The 21957-nt window shown below is 38.0% G+C and carries 17 protein-coding genes; 2 read left to right on the top strand and 15 right to left on the bottom strand.

The window, feature by feature from the left end; translation table 11 throughout:
• Positions 1–186: 186 nt before the first annotated feature.
• The 8 genes from PTI45_RS19950 to PTI45_RS19915 form a co-directional block, all read right to left on the bottom strand.
• Positions 187–1446, bottom strand: coding sequence for an adenosylhomocysteinase (locus tag PTI45_RS19950; protein ID WP_069329344.1), 1260 nt, complete (start codon positions 1444–1446; stop codon positions 187–189).
• A gap of 45 nt (positions 1447–1491) precedes the next feature.
• Positions 1492–3138, bottom strand: a complete 1647-nt coding sequence (bshC, locus tag PTI45_RS19945; RefSeq protein ID WP_069329343.1) for a bacillithiol biosynthesis cysteine-adding enzyme BshC — start codon at positions 3136–3138, stop codon at positions 1492–1494.
• Between the two features lie 183 nt (positions 3139–3321).
• Positions 3322–5094, bottom strand: coding sequence for an ABC transporter ATP-binding protein (locus tag PTI45_RS19940; RefSeq protein WP_069329342.1), 1773 nt, complete (start codon positions 5092–5094; stop codon positions 3322–3324).
• A gap of 21 nt (positions 5095–5115) precedes the next feature.
• A complete protein-coding gene (locus tag PTI45_RS19935; RefSeq protein WP_245703517.1) occupies positions 5116–5991 on the bottom strand; it encodes an ABC transporter permease in 876 nt (291 codons plus the stop codon).
• Between the two features lie 48 nt (positions 5992–6039).
• Positions 6040–6972, bottom strand: a complete 933-nt coding sequence (locus tag PTI45_RS19930) for an ABC transporter permease (protein WP_069329340.1) — start codon at positions 6970–6972, stop codon at positions 6040–6042.
• 246 nt (positions 6973–7218) lie between these two features.
• Positions 7219–8883: a peptide ABC transporter substrate-binding protein gene (locus PTI45_RS19925; RefSeq protein ID WP_069329339.1), complete on the bottom strand. Its 1665-nt coding sequence runs from the start codon at positions 8881–8883 to the stop codon at positions 7219–7221.
• Positions 8884–9082: 199 nt separating this feature from the next.
• Positions 9083–9475 (bottom strand): DUF3397 domain-containing protein, encoded by a 393-nt coding sequence (locus tag PTI45_RS19920; RefSeq protein WP_137220768.1) that lies wholly within the window; start codon positions 9473–9475, stop codon positions 9083–9085.
• Entirely contained in the window at positions 9475–10479 is a 1005-nt protein-coding gene (locus tag PTI45_RS19915; RefSeq protein ID WP_175425232.1) for a ketopantoate reductase family protein, read from the bottom strand. Before PTI45_RS19915 ends, PTI45_RS19920 begins: the two co-directional genes overlap by 1 nt.
• 206 nt (positions 10480–10685) lie before the next feature.
• On the opposite strand from PTI45_RS19915, the gene PTI45_RS19910 reads away from it, so the two are divergent.
• Together PTI45_RS19910 and PTI45_RS19905 are read left to right on the top strand one after the other, a co-directional pair.
• Positions 10686–11792 (top strand): hypothetical protein, encoded by a 1107-nt coding sequence (locus tag PTI45_RS19910; RefSeq protein ID WP_083243634.1) that lies wholly within the window; start codon positions 10686–10688, stop codon positions 11790–11792.
• Between the two features lie 23 nt (positions 11793–11815).
• Positions 11816–12313: a hypothetical protein gene (locus tag PTI45_RS19905; protein ID WP_175425231.1), complete on the top strand. Its 498-nt coding sequence runs from the start codon at positions 11816–11818 to the stop codon at positions 12311–12313.
• 92 nt (positions 12314–12405) lie between these two features.
• Here PTI45_RS19905 and PTI45_RS19900 read toward each other — a convergent pair whose 3' ends face one another.
• The 7 genes from PTI45_RS19900 to PTI45_RS19870 form a co-directional block, all read right to left on the bottom strand.
• On the bottom strand, positions 12406–13749 hold the full coding sequence (locus PTI45_RS19900; RefSeq protein WP_069329336.1) for a PhoH family protein: 1344 nt from the start codon (positions 13747–13749) through the stop codon (positions 12406–12408).
• Between the two features lie 467 nt (positions 13750–14216).
• Positions 14217–15347, bottom strand: a complete 1131-nt coding sequence (locus PTI45_RS19895) for an LCP family protein (RefSeq protein ID WP_069329335.1) — start codon at positions 15345–15347, stop codon at positions 14217–14219.
• Positions 15348–15559: 212 nt separating this feature from the next.
• Positions 15560–17398: a translational GTPase TypA gene (typA, locus tag PTI45_RS19890; protein WP_069329334.1), complete on the bottom strand. Its 1839-nt coding sequence runs from the start codon at positions 17396–17398 to the stop codon at positions 15560–15562.
• Between the two features lie 155 nt (positions 17399–17553).
• Positions 17554–18051, bottom strand: coding sequence for a hypothetical protein (locus tag PTI45_RS19885; protein WP_069329333.1), 498 nt, complete (start codon positions 18049–18051; stop codon positions 17554–17556).
• An 89-nt stretch (positions 18052–18140) separates the two neighbouring features.
• A complete protein-coding gene (thiI, locus tag PTI45_RS19880; protein ID WP_069329332.1) occupies positions 18141–19364 on the bottom strand; it encodes a tRNA uracil 4-sulfurtransferase ThiI in 1224 nt (407 codons plus the stop codon).
• A 2-nt stretch (positions 19365–19366) separates the two neighbouring features.
• Positions 19367–20518: a cysteine desulfurase family protein gene (locus PTI45_RS19875; protein WP_069329331.1), complete on the bottom strand. Its 1152-nt coding sequence runs from the start codon at positions 20516–20518 to the stop codon at positions 19367–19369.
• A 199-nt stretch (positions 20519–20717) separates the two neighbouring features.
• Complete coding sequence (locus tag PTI45_RS19870) at positions 20718–21575, bottom strand: lytic transglycosylase domain-containing protein (RefSeq protein WP_069329330.1); 858 nt, start codon at positions 21573–21575, stop codon at positions 20718–20720.
• Positions 21576–21957: the final 382 nt, after the last annotated feature.

Below are 21957 nucleotides of genomic sequence, written 5' to 3'. Positions count from 1 at the left end.
CCTTTTTTTATATCATTATTTTTTAGAAAAATACTGAAAAAATTTTTTTTATGTAAATCAGCCATTTCATTTGCAAAAATAGGCGCAAAAAAGGACTGATTTCTCTTTATCGGAAAAATCAGCCCTTTTTATTATGGACGAGTAACTTTTATTTTAATTTTAAAGCAATAATTCAAAATTCAATGATTATGACCAGCTATCTAGATACAATTTTTGTTCTTCAGTTAATGTATCGATATGAATACCTAGACTTTCTAATTTGAAACGCGCTACTTGCTCATCCAGTTCATAAGGAACACTAATAACGCCTGCTTCCAGTTGTTCATAGTTTTCACTTACATAACGAAGACCTACTGCTTGTAGAGCAAAAGTCATATCCATAATTTCAACAGGATGACCATCTGCTGCTCCCAAGTTAACCAAACGACCTTCTGCTAATAGATAAATGCGGCGTCCATCTGTTAATTTGTATTCTTCGATATTTTTACGAACTGTACGAATCGATTGGGAACGAGCTGCCAAATCAGGTTTGTTAGCTTCAACGTCAAAATGCCCAGCGTTCGCAATGACTGCGCCATCTTTCATTACATCGTAATGTTCGCCAGCAATAACGCTTTTATTTCCGGTTACTGTGATAAAGAAGTCACCATGCTTAGCCGCTTCATTCATCGGCATCACACCAAAGCCGTCCATATGTGCTTCTACTGCCTTGATTGGGTCAACCTCGGTAACGATAACATTTGCACCCAAACCTTTAGCACGCATCGCTATACCTTTACCACACCAGCCATAACCTACTACCACGACTGTTTTACCTGCAATAATCAAATTGGTTGTACGAATAATGCCGTCAAATGCTGATTGACCTGTTCCATAACGGTTATCGAATAGATGTTTACAGTACGCATCATTAACAGCAACCATCGGAATTTTCAATGTTCCTTCTTTTTGTAATGCTTTTAGACGAATAATCCCTGTTGTTGTTTCTTCTGCGCCACCACGGATCGTCGATAACAAATCAGGACGTTCTCCATATAAGAAAGTAATCAGGTCGCCACCATCATCGATAATCAGATCTGGCTTCGCTTCTAATGCTTTTAAGTTCAAACTTTTATATTCTTCTACACCTGGATTATATTTCGCAAATACGGTAATACCGTCTTCCACCAAAGCTGCACATACATCATCTTGTGTAGACAAGGGATTGCTACCTGTAATGGTTACATTAGCTCCACCGGCCTGAATAACTTTAGCTAAGTATGCTGTTTTAGCCTCTAAGTGTAAACAGATCGTTACATTCAATCCTTTGAAAGGCAAATCTCTTTCAAATTCTGCTCGAATACGATTCAATACCGGCATATGGGAAGATGCCCAATCAATTTTAAGATGTCCCTCAGGAGCAAGTGCCATATCGGCAACAATACTTGCTTGAATAGATGATGTCATTGTACAGTTCTCCTTTGTTGGTTGAAATAGATATCCAGCGTTATTTTATAAATAAACAAGGCGATGTGAACCATTAAAATCAGGTTCAAGTGTTAACAATTGATCAATCCAGCGCTCTCCGTAACGTCCTAGATAGTAATAGCTGTTGATCGTACGTTCTTGTGGCTTACCAAACGGATATAAAGCATAAGCAATACGATCTAGACGCTGTAATCCAGTCTGATGTTGACGTGCTATTGCATTCTGACTTTTGCGATACAAATAATCAATTTGCAAATCAATTTTATGTTGAGTAGTTTCTCCTAGATGCGGTAATGAAGGATCGATCTCACGTAAAGAATCTACAAAAGGTGCATACAATTGTTGAAATTGCTCACGGAATGTAGTGAATCGTTTTTCCAAATGATAATCTTCTTGCTCACTTAACCACGTCTGACGAATATCATCAAACCGTTGTCTTACATCATCAAAGGTTAACTGATACTGTTGCATCAAAATTTTAACCTTTTCTTCCACCATTGTAAATAACATCCTAGGAACGATCGGAGGCATTTGCATATTTAATACAGGAAATGCTTGTTTGGTTAAAGCCCAGTATGCAATCTCGCCTGTTCCCAAAATGGTACTAAGTACAGGGAATAATGAATCTTGCATCAAAGGACGTGTTAACACATTATTACTGAATCGTTCAGGGTGTTGTTCCAATAATGTTAATAACTCTTGTTTGGTAAATACAACTAATCCTTTGCGATCAGTAAATAAACCATTTCGCTTAAATAATAATAATCGTTCATTGGTATACACTTCATCACTATGGATATAGAACAAATTAGCACTTTCTTCATCGACAGTAGCTTGTTCTTCATAGCCATACTGCCTTACTTGCTCAGCAGCAGCGACATATGCTTGAGTCAATGCATCATTATGTTCTATCAATTGACGAAATACAGGAATTTCTAGACGACGAATAGCTGCATCATCGGAATCCATTAACACTAATCCGAAACGTCCAAATAATTGACCCAATTGCTGAGCAAAAGCACTACTCAGATCAGTCGCTTGTTCCATAATATTTCGTAATGTCTGTGTCCACTGATTTTTATTTGCAGTATCTGGCAACAGACTCTCAAATTGATTCAAAATATGTTCGGTATTGAGCTCATTGATAAATGTACGGCTTACTGGTGAATGTCCACCACGTTCATGATCCAAACGAATTTTGACAGCTGCTCCGTCTTGATCAGGTAGATACGTATGATTGACTTCATCCCAGTCATGATCTTCACCTGCAATCCAAAATACAGGAACAATTGGACGTTGTAGGCGATTTGAAGCTTCACGCGCAGACGTTAACAATGTGATCACTTTGTAAATGACCAATAAAGGTCCTGTAAATAGACCACTTTGTTGTCCACCTACCATCACAAGTGCTTCATCTGTCCGTAAGGCTTCTAAAGACTGCTGTACCGCTTCATGATTATTATACTGACGGTTATATATGGTTAGGCAGTCAACTAAGGCTCCACGTTCGATCCGGGAGTGCTTACTCTGATCTAGCCATTCTGCGCGTTTGATCCATGTTTGTGGATCAGAGACATTCATATTATACAAACTGCTTACCGATGCAAAATCATTGATGTACCGCTCAGCGAGCGGCTGATTCGCGGGTAGGCTCTCCGGAATCACATTCATGGGGTGAAGTCCTCCTCATCGCTATTGCTTTTGATTGTTACTAATCGTAACTTATTAAATCTTATTTGATTGTAACGAAGTTAGTACTGTTTAGTCAAAAGCTATTCTTAAAATATTTAAATATTTTTAGTAACAACCAAAAAACCGCCAATAAATGGCGGTTTACAGGTTCGAACACATGGATTAAGCAGAAGGTTGAGATACCCAGTGACCTTCAGACACTTCGATCAACTGAGAATTTTCCAAATTAAACGGATCTTTAGCTGCCAAAGTGGCTGCTGCTTCTTGAGAAGCTGCAAGATGTTCTTCAGGCAATAAGATTCTACGTTTATTTGCTTCCACTTCAGGATCAGGAATTGGAATCGCAGATAGCAATGTTTTGGTGTAAGGATGTAGAGGATTTGCATAAAGTTCTTCACTTTCAGCCAATTCTACAATTTTACCCATATACATAACAGCTACACGGTCACTGATATGTTTTACCATTGATAAATCATGCGCAATAAACAAATACGTCAAACCAAGACGTTGTTGCAATTCTTCCAACAATTTAACAATCTGTGCTTGAATCGATACGTCCAAAGCAGACAATGGCTCATCACAAATAATAAATTTAGGATCTACAGCCAATGCACGTGCAATCCCGATACGTTGTCTTTGACCACCAGAGAATTCATGCGGATAACGAAGCGCATGACTTGGATTCAAGCCTACCATATCGAGCAATTCTTCTACACGTTTTTTACGTTCAGCACGGCTATTCACCAGACCATGAATGTCTAGAGACTCACCGATGATGTCCATGATATTAAAACGCGGGTTCAATGAAGCATACGGATCTTGGAAAATCATTTGCATATCTTTACGCATGTTTTTCATTTTGCGTGGAGACAGATCATAAATGTCTGTTCCGTTAAACTTCACACTACCACCCGTTGGTTCATACAGACGAAGAATCGTACGTCCTGTTGTTGACTTACCACAACCGGATTCTCCTACTACGCCTAATGTCTCACCTTCGTAGATGTTGAAGCTAATATCGTTAACCGCTTTAAGAATATTACCTTTACCTAAATTGAAATGCTGTTTCAATCCTTTCACTTCAACCAACGGTTTACGTGGATCAAGATTAAGTTTAGCAGAAGCTAATTTAGGTTTTTTAGGCTCATCCAAGCGTGGCAAAGCATTTAGCAAACGTTGTGTATATGGATGTTGAGGGTTTTTGAAAATTTCAGCTGTTGTTCCTGTTTCAACAACATCGCCTTCTTTCATAACAACCACGCGATCACACATACCTGCTACTACACCAAGGTCATGGGTAATCAAAATGATCGAAGTACCCAATTTTTGTTGCATATCTTTCATCAGATCAAGGATCTGAGCTTGAATCGTTACGTCTAGTGCTGTTGTAGGCTCATCCGCAATTAGCAAAGATGGACGACAAGCTAGAGCGATTGCAATCATCGCACGTTGGCGCATACCACCAGAGAATTGGTGAGGATATTGATTAAAACGAACATCAGAATTTTTGATACCTACCAGTCGTAACATTTCAAGCGCACTTTCTTTTGCTTGAGAAGAAGACATGTTTTGATGTTTACGCAATACTTCAGTAATTTGTTTACCCACTTTAATGGTTGGATTCAAGGAAGTCATCGGATCCTGGAAAATCATTCCGATATCTTTACCACGAATAGCTTCCATTTGCTTATCGGTTTTAGCAAGTAGACTTTGACCTAGGAATTCAATCTCTCCACTTTTGATCTTAGAAGGCGGAGAAGGAATCAGACGCATAATGGTTTGAGCTGTTACACTCTTACCACTACCGGATTCCCCAACAATACCTAGCGTTTCGCCTTTGCCAATTTCAAAATTGACATCTTTTACCGCATCAAATTCACCAGCACGCGTTTGAAAGGATACGCTTAAATTCTTTACTGTTAAGATTTTCTCCACTTGTTCCACCTCCTATAGATTTTATTTTCTCAATTTTGGATCCAAAGCGTCTCTAAGACCGTCGCCTAGCAAGTTAAATGCAAGCATTGTCAAACAGATTAGAGCAGCTGGGAACCACATACGCCAAGGATACAAGTTCCATCCTGTTAATGCATCATTGATCATTGAACCCAATGAAGCGACAGGAGCCTGTACACCTAGACCCAAGAAACTCAAAAATGCTTCAGAGAAGATAGCACTTGGTACAGAAAGAGTTACAGTAACGATAATAGGACCCAAAGCATTAGGCAAAAGATGTTTGAACAATTGACGTCCAGCACTTGCACCCATAGAACGTGCTGCTAGTACAAAGTCTCTACTTTTCAGCTGCATAATTTCACCACGGACGATCCAGGACATTGTAATCCAACCTGTTACCGTCAAAGCAACGATAATTGTTCCCAAACCTGGCTCAAATACAACCAATAATAGAATAACAACTAGCAAGTAAGGAATAGAATAAAGAATCTCTGAGAATTTATTCATGATAGTATCTACACGGCCACCAAAGTAACCCATGATCCCACCATAAATAATACCGATGATTAAGTCAATTGCTGCTGCTGCCAAACCTACAATAAGAGAGATTCGTGCACCCATCCAGGTACGAACCCACATATCACGTCCAAGGTTATCTGTACCGAACCAGTGAACACTAGAAGGCGCTTTATTCGTATTCATCAAATCATTAGAGTAATAGTTAAAAGCAGAGATCATTGGTCCAACGATTGAAGCCAAAATGATAACGATCAATGTTCCTAAGCTAAACATAGCTACTTTGTTACCTTTTAAACGAATCCAAGCATCCTGCCATAAAGAGATACTTTCCTGTTGCAGTGCGATTGGTTCGCCGACCACATCTGTAGTCGCATTTTTATTGTTATTGTTTCCGCTAGCTGACAACGTTTAGCTCCCCTTCCGACCTGATAATTTGATCCGTGGATCTACCAGTACATATAAGATATCTGTAACAAAACGAGCAAGCATCAACAACACACCATAGAAAATAGTTACTCCCATAATCATTGTATAGTCACGGTTAGTGATACTGTCTACGAATACTCTACCAATACCACCGATACCGAATATTTGCTCGATAACAACGGAACCCGTTACGATGTTTGCAGTCATAGGACCTACATACGTAACTACCGGAAGAATACCATTACGTACAACGTGTCTAGTCATAATGGTAAATCCATTTAGACCTTTAGCTTTAGCTGTTTTGATATAATCTGCATTTAACACTTCTAGCATACTAGAACGAGTTAACCTCGCTATAAATGCAATCGGTTGAACAGCAAGTGCTATAACCGGAAGTACAAAGTCACTTGGCTCATTAAAGCCCATAACATCAAACCAACCTAATTTTAAAGCAAAAATATACTGGATCAATGTTGCCAATACAAAGCTGGGAACAGCTATACCTAATACAGCAATAATCATAGCTACATTATCAATCAATTTACGATGGTAAAGTGCAGCGATTAGACCTAATACAATACCGACAACAATCGAAATAACAATAGCGAAAATACCAATTTGTAAAGATGGAGAGAATGTATCAGCAATACGCTGAGAAACCTCTTGATTTTGGTATTTCATAGAAATTCCCAAATCACCTTTAACTAAATTTCCCAGGTACTGCAAATACTGTTCAGCAATTGGTTTATTTAATCCATACTGCTCCATTAGACGTTCTTTAATTTGAGGCTGCACATTTTTTTCTGACATAAACGGATTACCCGGTATAGCTTTCATCAGGAAAAATGTAGCTGAAGCCAAAATGAACAAGGATAACAGCATATACAAAAATTTACTGGCGATATAACGAACCATTTCCCCAAGAACCTCCTTTATCACATTTTGTAGTTTATTGAACATGGTCAAAAACAGCTCGTCATTATTCAACAACTTTTTCATTTTAAAACTTCATCTAATAGATAACAAGTAGAACTTGAAATTATCATGTTTAGAATAGCAATATATGGAAAAACGATAAACACGCAAAAACGGGATATATATGGATGGAGAATCCACACATACATATCCCGCTGCAATCATTAAACCGAAATCTATACTTAATTATTGGAAATAAGCACGAGTAAAGTCAATTGCACCACTAAAGTCTACAACGATACCTTTAAGATTTGGTTTAACCAGTGAAACGCTAGTGTAGTAATAAATTGGCATCATAGCCATATCATCTTGCACTAAGATTTTTTCTGCTTTAGACATATCTTCCATGCGTTTAGCATTGTCTTGACTTGCCTGAGCATCTTTCAACAATGCATCATATTCAGCATTATCATATTTCGCGTCGTTGTTGCCATTACCTTTCATCCACATATCCAAGAAAGTCATAGGATCATTATAATCCGCTGTCCAACCTGCACGTGCGATTTGGTAGTTACCACTTTGACGATTATCTAAGAACACGCTCCACTCTTGGTTTTGTGTTTTAACACTTACACCAAGATTGTTTTTCCACATATCAGCAATTGCCAAAGCAACTTTTTGATGAGCTTCACTAGAGTTGTAGATCAAAGTAATTTCAGGAAGAGTTGTGTAACCTTCTTCTTTCATACCTTCAGCTAACAATTCTTTAGCTTTAGCTGCATCTTCTTTGAAGTAGCTATCTTTGTATTCTGTACGGAATTCTTCAGTGTTACCTTTGATTCCTGGTGGTACATAACCGTAAGCTGGAATTTGTCCACCCAATGTTACGTTGTCAACAATCGCTTGACGGTTGATCGACATAGAGAATGCTTGACGAATTTTCAAGTTGTTAAATGGTTTTTCTTTAAGGTTAAACAAGTAGTAGTAAGTACTTGCAATCCCTTTAGCTTGGAACTGATCTGGATATTGTTGTTTTGCAGCTGGAATTTGGTCTGTCGGAATTTCACCAGTAGGTGCTCCAGCATAATCCAATTGTCCACTTTGGTAACTTGAGAACTCAGTAGCTCCAGAGTTAACAAGAGAAGCTGTAACTGTATTTAATTTAACACTAGCAGCATCCCAATACTTAGCATTTTTCGTCCAAGCCAATTCTTGACCTGTTGTCCAAGTTGTTAAGTTGAATGCACCATTAGTAATCATTGTATCTGCTTTAGAAGCCCATTGTGCATTAGCTTCTACATTCTTTTTGTTAACAGGGTAGTACGTGTAGAAAGAAGTCAATCCCAACCAGTAAGAAGTTGGATTAGCCAAAGTCACTTCTAGTGTTTTTTCGTCTACGACTTTAACACCAACATCAGCGAAATCTTTAACTTTTCCTTCATTGAATTCTTGTCCATTTTTGATGTAATAAAGTTGGTAAGCGTACTCAGATGCTGGAGTTGTTTTTGGACTTAGAACACGTTCCCAAGCATAAGCGAAATCTTCTGCTGTTACCGGTTCACCGTTACTCCATTGTGCATTATCACGAAGATGGAAAGTGTATTTCAATCCGTCTTCAGAAACATCCCATTTTTCAGCAACGCCTGGAACAGGATTACCATCTGTACCTGTACGTGTAAGACCTTCATACATTAGTCTCAAGGCAGTATTTGTTTGACTATCTTTTGCCTGAGCTGGATCAAACGTTGGAGGCTCAGCACTCATGTTAATGTGTAAGTCTTGAGCTGCTGTAGCGCCATCTCCTGATTCTCCACTTGTTCCTGTGTTGCTAGAACCGCTGCCGCAAGCTGCAAGCAAAGTTCCGAACGCCATGACAAGCGCCATAAGTACTAACCAACTTTTTCTCTTCATCTAGCAGTTTCCCCCTAAAAAATGTGGTATATGCTTTTAAATTATACAACCAGTGGTCAAAAAAATCTATAACTTATATTTAAAAAATCATGTTTTTTTCGTTATTTTATATAAAACTGTCACATTTAAGCGTATATTATGCTTCACGCCACGGTCGAATACCTAACATCAAGCAAATATATTCCAATTTTCGACAAAGTTACTGTGTTATGTATTGCAAAATTCCAGTAATCAGTAAAGCAATGTAACCTATACTCAGTAATAAAAAAGAAACTCTCCATACTGCACGAAATAATCGTTTATAATCCACTTTTCCTTTTAAACGGTTTTGTGCACCTCCGATGAGTCCAATACCAAGCAATAAAATAAGTAAAAAGATATAAAATCCTGTTTTGGTATTAAACGTATTATTGAATAGTGCAGCTACAGCAATATACAAAAATGGTGTTGTGACATCCATCGCCATACTGATCGCTGGCTTTTTTTCTTTTCCTTTCAGCCTATTAATAGTATACGTTAATACAAATGGAATAAACGGAACTAGGCTTAAGAAAATAAATCCATTCAATAATAATCCCAAAAATACCCCCATTAATGATCCTCCTGTCTATTCATAGCTTCAATCAAATGATATACACAGTCATTTGTTGGTGTAGATATGTGATAATCTTGACCCATTTTAATAATACTACCATTGATCCACTGAATCTCGGTTGTTTTACTTTGCAAAACGTCTGCAAGCATAGATGATGTATTATTAGAAGTTGCTTGGCATACAGCTAATATGTCTTCCCACCACAACGAAGAAACTTCGATACCATTAGCTTCGTATACTTCAATCACTTCATCATATAATTGTCGCATGACAGCTAAGCGCTGCTTAGATACAAGCAATTCACCATTCATTATACGCCAGATCGCTGTTAATGGATTGATTACAGCATTGATAACAAGCTTCCGATAGATATCTTTATCGATATTATTCGACAAGACGATATCAAGTCCTGCTTTTTGTAGTTCATTTAGCAAGAGTTGTATCCATAGTTGCTCTTCTTTATCTATTGCTTTAGATTGATCAACGACTCTAGTACTAGAAATATTGGTTACGCGACCTACAACTGTTTTTCCTATTCCTGTATGACTGACTTCATTTGGAGATATTCTTTTAGCACCTTCTGTTGTAATTGCGGCATAAACCTGCCATGGTGAATCCCACCATACATCGGTTCTTACCCCATTTTGCAAACAGATAATGCGAGTATGATGATCTGCTCTTTGTTTCAAATAAGAAACAAAATCAGCAGTGATATCTTTTTGTTTGACGGTAACCAGTATATAGTCTGCTTTTGGTTTATTTTCGTTATCAGTCATATCATAGATAGCACAGGCTTGATGTAGCTTACTAGGAATATAAGTTTGCGCTTCTACATTGTAATCTGTAGTGGACGTTTGGGCAGTAATCCCTTGTTGATTGATTAAAGTTGCTTGTTCTGATGTTCGAGTCCATAGATGAATCGTAGCTACCGAGCTATGACTAACTAATTTGCTGTAAAAAAGTAATCCTATAGCTCCTGCTCCAAAAATATCAATGATCAATTTTGTAACCTCCATACGTTTTTAAATAGGTATAATTAGAGTATATTCAACACTAATGAGTACGATGTTATACTGATAGTAAGTTGTGAGTAATGGTTAACATGTATATGAACAAGTGCTAATACTCTGATGTTTCACTTTGTAAAATCACTTTGATTTAATAATAATTGCGCTTGTATTGCCAGGCGCTATAGGAGGGACGATCAGTGAGATACATATATCCGGTCAAAATCGTCTGCTTCTGTTTGACTTTAGCTCTAACTTCTCAGCTTTGGTCTTCTTCTGTGAGAGCACAATCTGTACCTGCGCCTCCGCAATTAGACGAAGCGACACGACAGTTATTAGAAAACAGTCTATCTGTGAATGAATTAGATCAAGAAATCAAACGGATTGCAGATCAGCAACATGTAGCTCAAACAAAATACACGACATTGGAAAAAAGTTTGGTACAACAAGAAAAGTTACTATCACAAGCAAGACATCAAGCAGATTCAGTGCTTGTTTCTTATTATACAGGAGAACGGGATGATTTTTGGGCTCTTTTTTTCTCGACAGGTAGTCTTTCAGGTATGATTGCTTTTTACGATTATTATAGAATGATTATTGATCATGATCAGTTGCTCCTTAATGATTATCAAGAACAATACACATACCTTACTCAGCAAAGAAATGAATTATACACGACAGCGACTGAATTAGGAGAAATTACTACCAATTTATCGAACCAACGTACACGAGTAGCTAGTTTGCAACAATCGATTCATCAAAATCTTGCTACCAGCTCTGATCCTGAGATTGCTCGGCAACTTATGAATGAAATGAATGAATATTGGAACAATATTGGACTCTATGAAGTCAAAAGATATTTTAAAGCGATTGCTCTATCTATGCAGCAATTCCCGGATTATCTTAAATCTCAACCTGGAGCTATTCAGATTAGAGGTACACATTACACGATTTCTATAGATGAACAACAACTCAATCAATTTTTGCATATACAAGGTCAGTTACCTGAATCTTTTCAATTTAAATTTGCGCAGGATCAATTAAGTGTACATGGCAAAGAAGGCAATTTAGACTTGGATATTACAGGACATTATGAAATTGTCGATCAACCTCAAAATGCGATTCAATTTTATGTGGATAAACTTGTATTCAACGGACTTCAATTACCCGATACAACATGCCGAATGTTAGAAAATGAGTTTGATCTTGGCTTTTATCCACAGCAAATTGTATCTTATTTGAAAGCAACTTCGGTCACGACAGAACCACAATTGATGAAAATTGAACTTGAACTATCGTTAAATTAATTTCATCATACGCAATAGATACAATGATGATGAAAGGATTTTGGATGATGAATGAAGTTGAAGTTCTACATTTATTCAAATTGTATACAATAATGGCTAGAGAATTATGTCATTCTATGTATCAAGTGCTTCCAGATGATCAAAAGCCTATAGTGTCACACCAGCAGGCTTCTACTCATTTTGAATGGTTATTCGATTTGATTTATGATGTAGAGTTATGCAAGCCATTTATTCTATACTCCAATACCTGTTGGACTTGGGATCTACATGGGGAACACTGTTTATTTGAAAGTGATCAAGGTATTCAGATTGAAGCCAATATCTATAATACAGACTTTGTTGATATCGCCTTTTTTAATGTTTTTATCAAAAGTTATACCGATGCTCATTCCTTATTCGAATCTATAGAGGATATTGATTTTAAATTCACAGCTACTTTATTTGATCAATGGGCTAACAAGAATATTTTACAGCAACAAAGTGGTACTGAATTTAGTCTAGTGCATCCTATAAATCACTAAAATACAAATATATTCACCATTTATATTTAAAAAAAGACTCTACTGTGCTAACCATGCACGGTAAAGTCTTTTGCATTGTATTTAAAACTACGTTATAGCAAATCAGCAGCCAATTGAGCCAGTTTGGAACGTTCACCTTTTTCAAGGGTTATATGACCACTAATGCCCTCTTGCTTGAAATGCTCAACTACATGCGTTAATCCGTTACTGATTGAATCCAGATACGGATGATCGATTTGATCAGGATCACCGACCAGCACAATTTTACTGCCTTCACCTACACGAGATACAATCGTTTTGACTTCATGGCGGGATAAATTTTGCGCTTCATCAATAATAATAAATTGACCTGGAATCGAACGTCCACGTATATAGGTTAAAGCTTCAACCTGAATACTACCAAGTCCCATTAAAATTTTGTCAATATCGCCAGCTTTTTTCGTATCAAACAAAAACTCTAAATTATCATAAATCGGTTGCATCCAAGGGCGCAATTTTTCATCCTTCTCGCCCGGAAGATAACCGATATCTTTACCCATAGGTACAACAGGTCTTGCAATAAGCAGTTTTTTGTATTTTTGTTCATCTTCGACTTTAGATAAGGCAGCAGCCAATGCAAGCAGTGTTTTACCTGTTCCTGCTTTACCTGTAATCGTTACTAAAGGAATATCATCATTTAATAATAGTTCCAATGCCATCCGTTGTTGTGCATTTCGAGCAGCAATCCCCCATATCGGATCATTACTTAAAAATAACGGTTCTAACTTCGTAGAATCGGCATTTACTTTAAGTAATGCTGATTTGGCACTTCCTAATTCATCTTTTAATATCACAAATTCATTTGCATAAAAAGAATGTTTGATATTTAAGGATTGGATAGGTAAATAACGATTGCTGTAAAATTCATCAATCACAGCTGGATGGACCGTTAATGTGGTATAACCTGTATACATTTCATTAGGATCGGCTGTGCGATCAGATAGATAGTCTTCTGTATTTACACCTAGCACGTCTGCTTTGACTCTAACCAATACATCTTTACTAACAAGTACAACTTGAGAACGCGCGTGTTGATTTTGTTCTTTTTCTTGCTCCTCTAACTCATAATTCAATGCTACAGCCAGAATACGATTATCATTCGAAATCTCTCCGAACATATCTTGTACTTTGGCAAAACTACGATGATTCAATTCAACACGTAATGTCCCACCATTTTCTAAGTGGACACCATCATGTAGATAACCTGATTCTCTTAAAGCATCGAGTGAGCGTGAAATACTTCGTGCATTACGTCCAATCTCGTCTGCATTCCGTTTTTTAGAATCAATTTCTTCGAGTACAACCGCAGGTATAATGACATCATTTTCTTCGAAAGCAAAAATGGCATTTGGATCATGAAGAAGCACATTGGTATCCAGTACAAAAATCTTTTTCATCGAGAGTTCCCCCTTGAGTAGAAAGTCTTATGATCTCTGATGCCATTTACTTAGTGGATAACTATGCTTATCCCTTCTTGATCGGCCAAGCCTCACCCTCCTCTTAAATACACAAAAAACCAGACGCTATATCATAGCTAACTGGTTTTTTTATACAATGATTCATATATGCACTTTGTCCACGATACACCAATGTACATAACAGTATAGAGCCTCTCCGGCACGTATGTGTGAAATATAGCATACGATCAAGCATCATCATGGATTCCGGCATCATAGAGACCTCCAATTACTGGCATGAATATACTGGTGTTTCTTCATTATAGCATAGGTTAATTTCATTTCAAATCCATAATCTGGAGAACCCCATACAGCAGATATACATAAAAAAAGAAGCCTTTGCTTAAGCAAAGACTTCATGATTATTGACAAACTACGATTAGCTTTATCTAGCTACAAGAGTGATATTACTGACTTACTTTGCTTGTACCTGCTGGTTGATCAAATTGATCGGTATGCGTAGCTGTACCTGCTAATTCATCTTGTAGTGCCTGTTTAGCATTTGCTAATTCAGTTTCATTGATATAGACGTAAGGGCTTTTCCAATCACCAGTTACTGGCATGTATTTAATATTCTGCTTAGGAATATCCCAATACGTAGTCAGTAAATTTTTAAATTGTTCACCTTCAATATCAGTCTCCATATTTTTATCTACAGATTCGATAATCGATCCCAATTTAGTTACACCGCTAAAAGATTGAATTTTGTCTACGACAGCATTCAGTACTTGGTTTTGGCGCTGGTTACGACTGAAGTCATCAGACCCTTGTGTACGAGGACTACAATTTGATTTACGGTAACGTACATAATCTAGAGAGTTTGCACCATTTAGATGTTGTTGACCGGTAGACAAATTAATATTCGTACCATCTGCTTTATCCACATAACACATTTTCATATCTACATTGATATCAATACCACCTACTGAATCGACAACATCCCGGAAACCCTGGAAGTTCAACACAGTTGTATACTCTACATCTACACCCAAGTATTTACCGAGCAAAGTTTTCATTTCACTCATCGCTAAATCTGTACCCTCTTTTTTATCTTTAGCATAAAACTTCGGATAATAAGAGTTCAGTTTATTAGGAATGTACCCTTCGAGTTGTAGATACGTATCACGCGGCAAAGAAACAATTGTGGCTGACTTGGTATCCGGATTAAGTGTAGCTACCATAACAACGTCTGTTAAACGTGTTCCTGTTTCTTGGCGATAATCAGTTCCCAAAAGTGCCATCGTAATCGGTTTTACTTTTGCTGATTTCTCAGGCGCAACAGGTTGACTTATAACAGTACCACCATTGTCTTTAGGACCTACTCCATCAAACATACCTTGAACCTGATAATATAAATATCCGGCATAAGCCATCACGCCAACAACAGCTAAAAGAATAACAATAAGCAATATTTGCATAAAGCGCTTAAAGCCACTTGCTTTTTTCTTTTGCTTTTTTTTGGGATTAGGATTACCGGATTTTTGTGTTTTGGCTTTTGTTCCTGCACGCGGCGGAAGTCCACCTGTTGTCGTACTCATTGCTCTCAACACCTGTTCCATCATTTTAGATAATGAAGTTATAGTCTTCAATTATGTTGCCTTCATCATACGTTCCGCTTCTGCATAGAGTATGTAATGGCATGTACTGTAGCAGAGATTCGATCTATTTCTTAGCGACCGAATCTCAGAACAGTATTTAACCTGTTGAAACAGGTACTTAAGCGCAGTGGTCTATCCAACAATATATGATATTAAGATTGCATTGCAGATTTACGTTGTTTTTCAGCACGTTCGCGCTCACTCTTATTCAAAATCTTTTTACGCATACGAATTGATTTTGGAGTGATTTCACAATACTCATCTTCATTCAAATATTCCAATGCTTGCTCAAGAGAGAAGCCACGAGGAGTTTTCATTTTGACTGTATCGTCTTTAGTCGCAGAACGAACGTTAGTTAATTGTTTTTCTTTACAAATGTTAACAACAATATCGTTATCACGTGTATGTTCACCAACGATCATACCTTCGTAGATTTCAGCACCTGGCTCAAGGAACAATGTACCGCGATCTTCAACAGACAAGATACCATACAAAGTAGAAGAACCACTTTCGCTTGAAACCAATACGCCTTCATGACGTCCGCCAACTTGACCAGCAGCAACTGGACCATAGCTATCGAAGGAATGGTTCATAATTCCGTAACCTTTAGTCAATGTTAGGAAGTATGTTCCGTATCCGATCAAACCACGAGCAGGAATCAAGAATTCTAAACGAACTTGACCACTACCGTTGTTAATCATGTTTACCATCTCAGCTTTACGTGAACCCAAGCTCTCCATAACTGCGCCCATGCTTTCTTCAGGCAAGTCAATCAATAGATGCTCGATAGGCTCCATACGTTTACCATCGATTTCGCGCACGATAACTTCTGGTTTGGATACTTGCAATTCATAACCTTCACGACGCATGTTCTCGATCAAGATCCCAAGGTGAAGCTCACCACGACCAGATACGATATAAGCATCAGGGCTATCTGTTTCGTCTACACGTAGACTTACATCTGTTTCTAATTCTTTGAACAAACGGTCACGAAGACGACGGGAAGTTACCCATTTTCCTTCGCGTCCAGCAAATGGACTGTTGTTTACAAGGAATGTCATTTGCAATGTAGGCTCATCAATTTTAAGAACCGGCAATGCTTCTGGGTGTTGTGGATCAGCAATCGTTTCACCGATGTTGATGTCTTTAATACCAGCGATAGCAATAATATCACCAGCACCCGCTTCTTCAATCTCAATACGTTTTAGACCTTGGAAACCAAATAACTTCTCGATACGAGCTGTTTTCTTTTGGCCTTCACGGTTAATAACGGTTACCGATTGACCTTGACGGATAACACCACGGTTAACACGACCTACCGCAATACGACCCAAATATTCGTTATAGTCCATCAATGTAACCAAGAATTGCAATGGCTCATCAATTTTCTCTTTTGGTGAAGGGATATGTTCGATAATCGTTTCATACATTGCTTGCATCGTTTCGTCTTGTTTTTCTGGATCAAGACTAGACGTACCATTCAACGCTGAAGCATAAACAACCGGGAATTCCAATTGCTCATCATTTGCACCAAGTTCAATGAATAGATCTAATACTTCATCAATAACTTCTGTAGGACGAGCAGCCGGACGGTCAATTTTGTTTACGACAACAGTAGGAGTCAAATTTTGCTCCAATGCTTTACGCAAAACGAATTTAGTCTGAGGCATACAACCTTCATAAGCATCAACAATAAGAAGTACTCCGTCTACCATTTTCATGATACGTTCTACTTCACCACCAAAGTCGGCGTGACCTGGTGTATCCACGATATTGATTAAATAGTCTTTATACGTAATAGCTGTATTTTTTGCAAGAATCGTAATACCGCGTTCACGCTCCAGATCATTGGAATCCATCGCACGCTCCTGTAAAGTCTCGTGATCCCGGAAAATACCTGACTGTTGCAACAATTTGTCCACTAACGTTGTTTTACCATGGTCAACGTGGGCAATGATTGCGATATTGCGAATTTGTTCTCTTGATTGCATAAATTTCTCCAAATCCTCTCCATAAAAGGAGCGTCGGTCAACTAAGCCGACGCTCTACTATTTGTTAACACGGTGGTCAAAAAATCGGCATCCATAATCTTGCTTATTATAATTATACGTCATTGTTTCTATAAATCAAGCAAATTCGCATTTTATTACCAACCTGTTTTTGAATTACTACGGCTAGCAAGTAACCACAATCCAGATAGAATCAGGATCATAGCGATAAAATAAAAACCTAAAGTACCTAATAAACTGAAAATAAGCAGAATAACTGATAAACAAGTAAGCACAATAGAAACAAAACCAACATTTCGTGAAGCCGGTGAAGCTGCACAGACATAATACTCATACAGTCCTATCGCAATTCCCAAAATAAGAACAGGCCATAAATGAGCCATTATCTCCCATCCCCATGTATTACAGAGGAAAAATAATACTCCATATACTGTAAGTATTCCAGCCGGAATCAATACAATAGCAGGCGCACTGCGGCTAAAATACAGCAATTGCAATACAATGCCAGGCAAAAGAATAGCAAGTGGCCAAAAAACGTGACCAATAAAACTGAATACGCCCAATTTGCCAAGTAGGATAATCAAACCTGCAAATAAAACAAAAAGTCCGATTAACCCTTGATTACGATTGGTCATTCCAGCTTCCTCCTTCATCAATCTGTCCCTATTTATATCGGTTGACTTTTGGCTATTCTGAAGATGTAAGTCATTTAACCTGTTTCCGCTTAGAACCAGTCCTCATTGATTGTAGCTGATGCAAGTTGTAATGGACTTCCCGCTTCAATAATCATTAATTCTGTCTGCTCTACTGCACGTTCAATCATAGGCTCTAACTCCAAAAATGATTCTACTTTTTCAATAATTCGTAAATTAGGATTTGTGGTTGGTGATTTTGGTATAAATAATGTACAGCAATCTTCATAAGGCAAAATAGATAAATTGTACGTGCCTATTTCTTTGGCTATCTGAATAATCTCATCTTTTCCAGTCATCACTAAAGGGCGCAAAATTGGTAATTCTGTTGCACGCTCAATAGCGTTCATACTCGATAATGTCTGACTAGCTACTTGACCCAAGCTTTCGCCTGTAATCAAGGCTAATCCTTTTTGCTGTTCAGCGATCTTCGTAGCGATTCGCAACATTGCCCGGCGCATTAATGTAATCATTAAATTATCTTGCCCTGTTGTGGTAAAAGCGGTCTGTATCTCTGTAAAAGGGACTACATGCAATTTGACCACTCCAGCATATCCAGCCAGTACACGAGTCAGATCGACTACTTTTTCTTTGGCACGTTCACTGGTAAATGGATAACTATGAAAATGAATACATTCGACTTCCAGTCCACGACGCATTGATTGCCATCCTGCTACAGGGCTATCTATACCGCCGGAAAGAAGCAACATCGCTTTACCATTGCTACCCCGAGGAAATCCTCCTACTGCCGGAATCAGTTCACTATAGATATACGCGGCTCCATCACGAATTTCTACCCGTAATTCAATCTCTGGTTGTCTTACATCTACTTTGAGTAAAGGATACGCACGCAATACAGGTGAACCGACTAAATGATTCATGTCTTGTGACGAATGAGGGAATTCTTTCCAAACTCTTTTGACAGACACTTTAAATGTAGTCAATTGCTCAATCTGTTGTTCACCGATCAATTCTACAGCGGCTGCAATAATATCATCCAATTGAGGCAACGTCTGCTTCACTGGAATAATATCCATAATACCAAAAACATTTTTTAATACTTGAATTAATGCTTCTACAGATTCTCCACCTGTTTCGACATACATTCTACCGTATTCACGGCGAACATGTGCTTTAGGATAAGGGCGTAATACTGCACGTACATGTTCTGAAATTGTTTTTTCAAATCGGGATCTATTTTTTCCTTTGAGTGTCATTTCACCTAATCTTAAAATCAAACGATCTATATTTTGCATACTTAACGGGTTCTCCTCTCCAATGGGCGAAGCTGTGTAACAGTCTGATGAAGTGCTATAATCAAATGTTCAATATCTTGCTTCGTATGTTGATCTCCTAAGCTGATCCGTATACCGCTTGCAGCATGTTCTCGCTCAACGCCCATCGCTAACAATACACGACTAGGTTCAGCTTTACGGGAAGAACAAGCAGACTGTGTAGATACAATACAACCCTGTTGTTCTAGACTATGCAATATTACTTCAGACTTCATCCCCGGGTAGCTGAAATGAACAATATGACGTGCAGACACTGAAGGATTCGTTAACACTAACCCTTCAATCGATTGAATCGCTATTTTTAACTGTTCACTCCATACTAGCAAGCGTTCTGACAATGCTGATTGTTCTGTGGATGCTAAACGCAACGCTTTGGTCATCCCTACAATGCCAGCGACATTTTCAGTTCCTGAGCGATATCCATTTTCTTGTCCACCACCTGCAAGCAACGGGAACAATTCAGTCCCTTGTTTAACATATAATAAGCCAGTTCCTTTAGGACCTCTTAATTTATGAGCAGATAAGCTATATAGATCAATATTCCATTGTGCGATATTTACAGGTAATTTACCGAATCCTTGGACTCCATCGACATGAATCAATGTACGCGATTGTACTTTTTTGAGCCAATCGGCTAGTTGTTGAATCGGCTGGATAGCACCTGTCTCGTTATTCACATGCATTATACTGACAATAATAGTATCTGGTCGTAAAGCATTCTGAATATCTTCTACACGCACAATACCATCTGACGCAGGATCAATATAACTAACATCAAATCCGATCTGCTCTAATTGACGACAACATTCATACACAGAAGGATGTTCGATCCGCGTGGTAATAATATGTCCTTGTGTACGTCCGCCTCGCATAGCGGCTCCTTTAAGCGCAAAGTTATTACTTTCTGTAGCTCCTGATGTCCAAATGATTTCGCTTGGCTTGACTCCAAGAATCTGAGCTGTCACTTCTTTGGCATGTCGAACCAATCGATCAGCTTCTTCTCCATATTGATGTAAAGAAGATGGATTACCAAAATGCTTTTGCATAATTTCAGCCATCGATTGTATCACTTCAGGATAAGGAGGAGTGGTTGCTGCATAATCAAAATATTTCATCGTTTCTGTATCCTCCTTTTCCTGTACATTTATATTTTCTATCCATTAAAAAAAGATCAAAAAACGGAACCTACGCTCCGCTTTTTGATCTATCTCATATGGAACAATCTGACTCTATATGATGATCAAATCTCTGTATCGCTAAAACGTTCGTGTACTATTATACCATGTACTTAGGTACTATGAACGTTAATTATGATTATAATTCGTATTTGGCTTGTGCATTTTCAATCTTGCCAATATAGCGTTGTGTTTCTTTTGGCAATTGGCTTAATTTCGCCATCAATTCTTCATCATTGGAGATACCTAAACGTTGTAGTCGACCGGGTCCTGCATTATAAGCAGCTAACGCTGTTTTCACATTACCATCATAACGCTTGATCTGATAAGACAAGTATTTAGTACCACCATCTATATTTTGCGCCGGGTCAAAAGAGTTACTCACTCCCAAGCCAGCTGCTGTACCATCCATCAATTGCATTAATCCTTTTGCACCCGCAGAAGAACCAGCATTAGGATTAAACGAAGATTCTGTATCAATCACAGCTTTGATCAATGATTCTGAAATTCCGTATTTGCTACTGGCTGAACTGATCAAATCATTATACGCTGTTGGCTTACTAGCACCCGTGCCTGTAGCATCAATTGCAGAAGCAGCATCTGCTCCGCCAATTCCTGCTGTACCTGTAGCTGGAAGAGGTGTATTCACTTTAGCCGTTGTTGTTGAAGTCGATGGATCGACAGGAGCCAATTGATCAAATTGATACCACGGATCACTTTGACCTGCACCACTCGCTGCATACGTATTACCTGTAACTGAGCTTGCATCCACATCGCCAATACTTGTTGCAGAAGGTAAAACACTTGCAAGGCTTACCGCACTCAAGTTCGAACCTTTCGATTCAGTCGAACTCCCAATATTTTGTTGTAACATCATATCAAATAATTTATTGCTGTCACTGGTATTAGCGGTCACTTGGTCTGCACTACCCACACCAGACGAATTCAAATATTTTAATTCAATTAATTGTTTTGCCACTTTTGCATCAATTTGCATTCTGCTCGTGACTCCCATCTATATAATGTACATAATGTCCGTCATCTATATTTATCTTTGTCTTTATTATAGTTGTACAAAGTGTTCTATTCTATAAGAAACAATACTCATAACTGTACCTTCTTCACAAAATAGGAACAATCTCCTTTTATACTCGAAACCATGGTTAGTTAAACATTTTTATAAGTCTATATACTACTTTTCGACAAATAACTTACTTTTGTGAATAACAAGTTTATTAATTTTTGTAACGACTGTATTTTATATTGTAAACAAATCATTAAATATGGGTAATTCATTAAATTTATATGTAATATTTTATATCATTTATCGTTATATTATATCTATAAAAAATAAAAAGATGCCCCGAAGGACATCTTGG

Source organism: Paenibacillus nuruki (assembly GCF_001721045.1).
GTDB lineage: Bacteria > Bacillota > Bacilli > Paenibacillales > Paenibacillaceae > Saccharibacillus > Saccharibacillus nuruki.
This window is presented reverse-complemented; position numbering and strand designations above follow the sequence as displayed.

Bases quoted from the DNA above. Each gene is read 5' to 3' on its own strand.
- PTI45_RS19950 (WP_069329344.1), bottom strand. From the start codon at position 1,446: ATGACATCATCTATTCAAGCAAGTATTGTTGCCGATATGGCACTTGCT.
- bshC (WP_069329343.1), bottom strand. From the start codon at position 3,138: ATGAATGTGATTCCGGAGAGCCTACCCGCGAATCAGCCGCTCGCTGAG.
- PTI45_RS19930 (WP_069329340.1), bottom strand. From the start codon at position 6,972: ATGGTTCGTTATATCGCCAGTAAATTTTTGTATATGCTGTTATCCTTG.
- PTI45_RS19925 (WP_069329339.1), bottom strand. From the start codon at position 8,883: ATGAAGAGAAAAAGTTGGTTAGTACTTATGGCGCTTGTCATGGCGTTC.
- PTI45_RS19920 (WP_137220768.1), bottom strand. From the start codon at position 9,475: ATGGGGGTATTTTTGGGATTATTATTGAATGGATTTATTTTCTTAAGC.
- PTI45_RS19905 (WP_175425231.1), top strand. From the start codon at position 11,816: ATGATGATGAAAGGATTTTGGATGATGAATGAAGTTGAAGTTCTACAT.
- PTI45_RS19900 (WP_069329336.1), bottom strand. From the start codon at position 13,749: ATGAAAAAGATTTTTGTACTGGATACCAATGTGCTTCTTCATGATCCA.
- PTI45_RS19895 (WP_069329335.1), bottom strand. From the start codon at position 15,347: ATGAGTACGACAACAGGTGGACTTCCGCCGCGTGCAGGAACAAAAGCC.
- typA (WP_069329334.1), bottom strand. From the start codon at position 17,398: ATGCAATCAAGAGAACAAATTCGCAATATCGCAATCATTGCCCACGTT.
- PTI45_RS19885 (WP_069329333.1), bottom strand. From the start codon at position 18,051: ATGACCAATCGTAATCAAGGGTTAATCGGACTTTTTGTTTTATTTGCA.
- thiI (WP_069329332.1), bottom strand. From the start codon at position 19,364: ATGCAAAATATAGATCGTTTGATTTTAAGATTAGGTGAAATGACACTC.
- PTI45_RS19875 (WP_069329331.1), bottom strand. From the start codon at position 20,518: ATGAAATATTTTGATTATGCAGCAACCACTCCTCCTTATCCTGAAGTG.
- PTI45_RS19870 (WP_069329330.1), bottom strand. From the start codon at position 21,575: ATGCAAATTGATGCAAAAGTGGCAAAACAATTAATTGAATTAAAATAT.